Raw genomic sequence first — 4,654 nt, forward strand, 5'->3', positions numbered from 1 at the left:
CTCCGCCTGGTCGACCCGGCCCGGCAAGCGGCGGGAAAGGCCGCGCCCGCCACCCCGGCCGCCGAACCCGCCCCCAGGAAAAAGGCCGCCGCAAACGACTTGACCACCTGGCAGGACTTCTGACCGAACAATCGCAACAGGCCATTCCGAAAGAAGAGAGTACCGCGATGCGGGTGATGATTGCAGATGGAAACGAGGAGGGGCGGCGCCGGCTCGCGAGCGCGGTCGGCACCATGCGCGGCGTTTCGCTGGGCATCTGTGCATCCGATCTGAGCGAGATCTATCACGCCGCCGAAAGCCGACCGCCCCAGGCCGTGCTCGTCGCCGAGAACCTGGCCCGGCTGCCCGAATTCGAGGTGATGCAGACGCTGTTCCGCGCCCTCAACATCCGCTGGATCCTGGTCGCGGACACGCCGGCCAGTGCAGAGCGGCTGGCGGCGCGCGCGGGCACCAACGGGCTGCGGGTCACCCATCAGGGTGTCTCGCAGGACGAATTGCGCCAATGCCTGTTCGAGGTGCTGCTGGACCGGCCCGCCGTCGTCCCCCGCGAACCCGTGGCCGAACGGATGGCCTTTCAGTCCGGCCGGCTGATCCTGATCGGGGCCTCGACCGGCGGGGTCGACGCGCTGATCCGGGTGCTGTCGGGTTTTCCCGCCGATTGCCCGCCCACGCTTGTCGTGCAGCATACCAGCGGCACCTTCAGCGCGGGTCTTGCAAGGCTTCTGGACCGGGCGAGCCCGGCCCGCGTGCTCGAGGCCGAGGACCGCCAGCCGCTGGTCCCGGGCACGGTGCTGCTTGCGCCGGGCAAGGACCATCACCTGGAGATCGCGCGCGGAAACGGGTCGTATTGCCGCCTGCGCGAGGGGCCGGCGGTCTCGGGGCACCGGCCCTCGGTCGATGCGCTGTTCCACTCGGCGGTGCCGGTTGCCGCCCGGGTCAGCGCGGCGATCCTGACCGGGATGGGCCGGGACGGGGCCGAGGGGATGCTGGCGCTGCGCCGCGCGGGTGCGCATACGATCGGCCAGGATCAGGCCAGCGCGCTGGTCTATGGCATGCCGCGCGTGGCCCATGAACTGGGCGCGGTGTGCGAACAATTGCCCATCGGCCGGATCGGCCAGGCGCTGCTGAAAAGCTGCGCGCGAAGGAGCGCGGCATGAGCATCCATTCCCCGATGCCGAGGCCGAGCCAGGCGGATTGGCCAAGCCACCGGATCCTGCCCGTGATCCAGGGCGAATACCGCGTGTCGCGCGATGCCGATGCGGTGCTGTCCACGGTTCTGGGCTCGTGCGTCTCGGCCTGCATCTACGACCCCGTCGCGCGGGTCGGCGGGATGAACCACTTCCTGCTGCCGGGCGACGAGGGGGCCAACAAGACCGAACTGAAATACGGCGCGATGGCGATGGAACTGCTGATCAATGAGTTGCTCAAGGCCGGGGCGCTGCGCGGCCAGATCAGGGTCAAGCTGTTCGGCGGTGCGCGGGTCAGTTCGTCCTTTACCGATATCGGCGAGAAAAACGTGATCTTCGCCCGCTCCTACATGCGGCGCGAGGGATTCGAGGTGGTTTCGGAAAGCCTGGGCGGCCGGCAGGCAAGACGGCTGCATTTCCGTCCCGCGACCGGTGCGGCGCGGCTGGTGATGCTGCCACCGACCGAGGCCCCGCCGGAGCGGCTGCCGCCGCGCCCGGCGGCCACGCGCGATCCGGGGATCACCCTGTTCTGACGGGCACGGCAGGCGGGCTGTGCGCGCCCCGACTTGGGCTGTGCGCGGCCGCGCGTGGCGGGACGGGTTCGGTTGTGCGACATGGCTTGCGGGGCTGGCCGGGCCCTGCTGCCGGGGCCGGACGGGCGTTGTGGCGCGTGCCGCGATCGGGCGCTTGACCGGGGCCGTGGAACGGGGTCTGTTCGCGGCAGGCGGCAGGCGGCAGGCGGCAGGCGGCAGGCGGAAGGCGGCAGGCAAAAAGGATCGCGCGATGGACAATCCCCCAACCGGTTCAAGGCGGCGCTGCGGGCGGGTCATCCGCAGATCGGCATCTGGAACGCGATCCCCCAGCCGATGATCGCCGGATTGCTGGCGGGCTGCGGCTTTGACTGGGTTCTGGTCGATACCGAGCATGCGCCGATGGAGGTGCGCGACGTGCTGCCCGCGCTTCAGGCCATTGCCGCCCATCCGGCGGCCTCGGCGGTGGTGCGGGTTGCGATCAATGACCGGGTGCTGATCAAGCGCCATCTCGACCAGGGCGCGCAAAGCCTGATGGTGCCCTATGCCCAGTCGCGGCAGGAGGCCGAACAGGCGGTGCGCGCGATGCGCTATCCGCCGCGTGGCGTGCGTGGCGTGGCGGGGATCACCCGGGCCAGGCGCTTCGGGCTGATCCCCGATTGCATCGCCTGCGCCGAGCAGGAACTGTGCCTGATCGTGCAGGTCGAAACCCGCGCCGGGCTTGAGAGGCCGGAGGAGATCGCGACGGTCGAGGGGGTGGACGGCGTGTTCATCGGGCCCGCCGATCTGGCCGCGAGCCTCGGCTTTCCGGGCCAGGCCGGCCATCCCGAGGTGGCCGCCGCGATCGAGGGCGCGATCGCGCGGCTTGCGGCGGTGGGGGTGCCCTCGGGCATCCTGAGCACGGATGCCGCGTTCGCCCGGCGCTGCATGGCGCTGGGCACGGCCTTCACCGCGCTCGGGATCGACGTGGCGTTGCTGGCGCGTGCGGTGGGGGCGCTGCGTGCCGAGGTCGCTTGCGGGTAAGGTCGGTTCAGACCGGCTCGGGCACCGCCATGGCCAGACCGGCGGCAAAGGCATCGCGGTTCAGCCGGTCGAATTTCGCGGGCGTCATCGCCAGCACGCGGTCAAGCAGCATCTCGGGCGGGCAGACACCGGACAGCGCGCACAGTGTGCCCAGCGCCACGATATTCGTCACCCGCGGATTGCCGAGGCTGCGCGCGGTTTCGACGAAGGGCAGGGCGCGCGTGGCGAAATCGCCGCGGGGCGGATCGGGCACCAGTTCGGCATCGGCCAGCACCAGCGAGCGGGGCGAAAGCAGGTGATCGGACACGCCCAGCCCCGCCGCGTCGAGGATCAGCAGGTAGTCGAGCCGGCGGGCCAGCGGGAAATCGGCCTCGCCTTCGCTGATGACCAGATCGGAACGGCTGAGACCGCCGCGCGAGACGGGTTCATAGGCGTTCGACTGCGCCACAAACCGCCCCTGCCGGGCCTGTGCCGCGGCAAGGATGCGCGCGGACAGCAATAGCCCCTGGCCGCCGCTGCCGGAAAAGCGGATTTCCGTCTTCGCCATCACGCGTCCCCCTCCTCGCCGCGAAGCCCGGCCGCCATCGCCCGGTAGGCCGCGCCGTATTCCGGCCGCTCGCCGCGCGCGATCACCCCGGTGCGCAGGTGGTTCGGGCGGAACGGCACATCGACCGTGTTGCGATAGGCGAAGGGCCGCATCGCGCTCTTCTTGGCCAGCATCATCTCGGGCGAGGCGCCGAGATCGTTCTTGCGGCCATAGATCTCGGTGCAGTCCGACAGCACCTCGACAAAGGAAAAGCCCTGGTGCGCAACTGCTTGCCGGATCAGGTCGCGCAGCGCCAGCACCTGCATCGTGACCTCGCGCCCGACGAAACCCGCACCTGCCGCGGCGGCCAGCGCGCAGGCATCGAAGGTGGGTTCGGTATTGCCCATCGGCGTGGTCGAGGTGTAGCGGCCCTCGGCCGTGGTGGGCGAGACCTGCCCGCCGGTCATGCCGTAGATCTCGTTGTTCAGCATCAGGCAGGTGATATCCAGGTTGCGCCGCGCCGCGTGGATCAGGTGGTTGCCGCCAATCGCCAGGCAATCGCCGTCGCCGGTGATGACGACCACATGCAGGTCGGGGCGGGCAAGTTTCAGCCCCGTGGCAAAGGTCAGCGGGCGGCCATGGGTGGTGTGAAAGGTGTTCGCGTCGATATGGGCCGAGAGCCGCCCCGAGCAGCCGATGCCCGACACAACCGCCAGCCTGTCCTTGTCGATGCCCTGCTCGTGCAGCGCCCAGGCAAGGGCGCGCAGCGCGATCCCGTGCCCGCAGCCGGGGCAGAGGAAATGCGGCATCTGATCCTGCCGGATCCAGTCGTTCACGTCGAAGGCGGCGGTGTGGGCTGTGTCCTTCATGCCAGCGCCTCCCGCGCGGCTGCGGCGATCTCGTCGGGGGTGATGGGTTGGCCGTCGATCCGGTTCAGCCGCAGGGCGGGGGCGCGGCCTGCCAGCACGCGCTCGACTTCGAGGACCAGCTGGCCCTGGTTCATCTCGGGCACCAGAACGGCGCGGGCCCCCGACCGGGCGACGGTCTCGCGCAGGGCGTCCTCGGGGAAGGGCCAGAGGGTGACGGGACGGAACAGCCCCGGCTTGAGCCCCTCGGCCCGCAGGTCGCGCACGGCCTGCCTCGCGGCGCGGGCGGAGATGCCGATGGCCACGATCAGCAGATCGGCATCGTCGGCGTCCTGCACCCGCCAGCTGTCGATCCGCGCGCGGTGCCGCGCCAGCTTGTCGGTGGTCCGCGTGACGGCGGCGCTGGCGACCTCGGGCACCTGCGTCGGGAAGCCGCCGGGCGCATGGGTCAGCCCGGTGCAATGCGCGCGGTAGCCATCGCCCGGCCGGGCCATGGGCGGGATCAGGTCCTCGGTCACGGCA

The 4,654-nt window shown here is 70.6% G+C and carries 6 protein-coding genes; 3 read left to right on the forward strand and 3 right to left on the reverse strand.

Annotation, left to right across the window (positions count from 1 at the left end; genetic code table 11):
• Nucleotides 1-176: 176 nt before the first annotated feature.
• The 3 genes from ENN83_RS09915 (at nt 177) to ENN83_RS09925 (ending at nt 2,740) form a co-directional block, all read left to right on the forward strand.
• Nucleotides 177-1,157 carry a CheB methylesterase domain-containing protein gene (locus tag ENN83_RS09915; protein WP_287186473.1) on the forward strand — a complete coding sequence of 327 codons (981 nt, stop codon included), beginning with the start codon at nt 177-179 and terminating at the stop codon, nt 1,155-1,157.
• Nucleotides 1,154-1,720: a chemotaxis protein CheD gene (locus ENN83_RS09920; RefSeq protein ID WP_287186476.1), complete on the forward strand. Its 567-nt coding sequence runs from the start codon at nt 1,154-1,156 to the stop codon at nt 1,718-1,720. The genes ENN83_RS09915 and ENN83_RS09920 overlap by 4 nt, the downstream gene beginning before the upstream one ends.
• A 309-nt stretch (nt 1,721-2,029) precedes the next feature.
• Nucleotides 2,030-2,740 carry an aldolase/citrate lyase family protein gene (locus tag ENN83_RS09925; RefSeq protein ID WP_349760111.1) on the forward strand — a complete coding sequence of 237 codons (711 nt, stop codon included), beginning with the start codon at nt 2,030-2,032 and terminating at the stop codon, nt 2,738-2,740.
• Nucleotides 2,741-2,747: 7 nt separating this feature from the next.
• On the opposite strand, the gene ENN83_RS09930 is transcribed toward ENN83_RS09925, so the two are convergent.
• The 3 genes from ENN83_RS09930 to ENN83_RS09940 all read right to left on the reverse strand — a co-directional run.
• The gene (locus tag ENN83_RS09930) at nt 2,748-3,287 is read right to left on the reverse strand and encodes a 2-oxoacid:acceptor oxidoreductase family protein (protein ID WP_287186480.1); all 540 of its coding nucleotides are present in this window, start codon (nt 3,285-3,287) and stop codon (nt 2,748-2,750) included.
• Entirely contained in the window at nt 3,287-4,135 is an 849-nt protein-coding gene (locus tag ENN83_RS09935; RefSeq protein WP_287186484.1) for a 2-oxoacid:ferredoxin oxidoreductase subunit beta, read from the reverse strand. The genes ENN83_RS09930 and ENN83_RS09935 overlap by 1 nt, the downstream gene beginning before the upstream one ends.
• On the reverse strand, nt 4,132-4,654 hold a 523-nt coding region (locus tag ENN83_RS09940), incomplete at its 5' end, for a transketolase C-terminal domain-containing protein (protein WP_287186487.1). The genes ENN83_RS09940 and ENN83_RS09935, both read right to left, overlap by 4 nt.

This window comes from Rhodovulum sp., assembly GCF_011048875.1.
Lineage (GTDB): Bacteria > Pseudomonadota > Alphaproteobacteria > Rhodobacterales > Rhodobacteraceae > Rhodovulum > Rhodovulum tesquicola.

What these genes read in the sequence shown, in the direction of transcription:
- ENN83_RS09930 (WP_287186480.1), bottom strand. Translation starts at nt 3,287, where the DNA reads ATGGCGAAGACGGAAATCCGCTTTTCCGGCAGCGGCGGCCAGGGGCTA.
- ENN83_RS09915 (WP_287186473.1), top strand. Translation starts at nt 177, where the DNA reads ATGATTGCAGATGGAAACGAGGAGGGGCGGCGCCGGCTCGCGAGCGCG.
- ENN83_RS09920 (WP_287186476.1), top strand. Translation starts at nt 1,154, where the DNA reads ATGAGCATCCATTCCCCGATGCCGAGGCCGAGCCAGGCGGATTGGCCA.
- ENN83_RS09935 (WP_287186484.1), bottom strand. Translation starts at nt 4,135, where the DNA reads ATGAAGGACACAGCCCACACCGCCGCCTTCGACGTGAACGACTGGATC.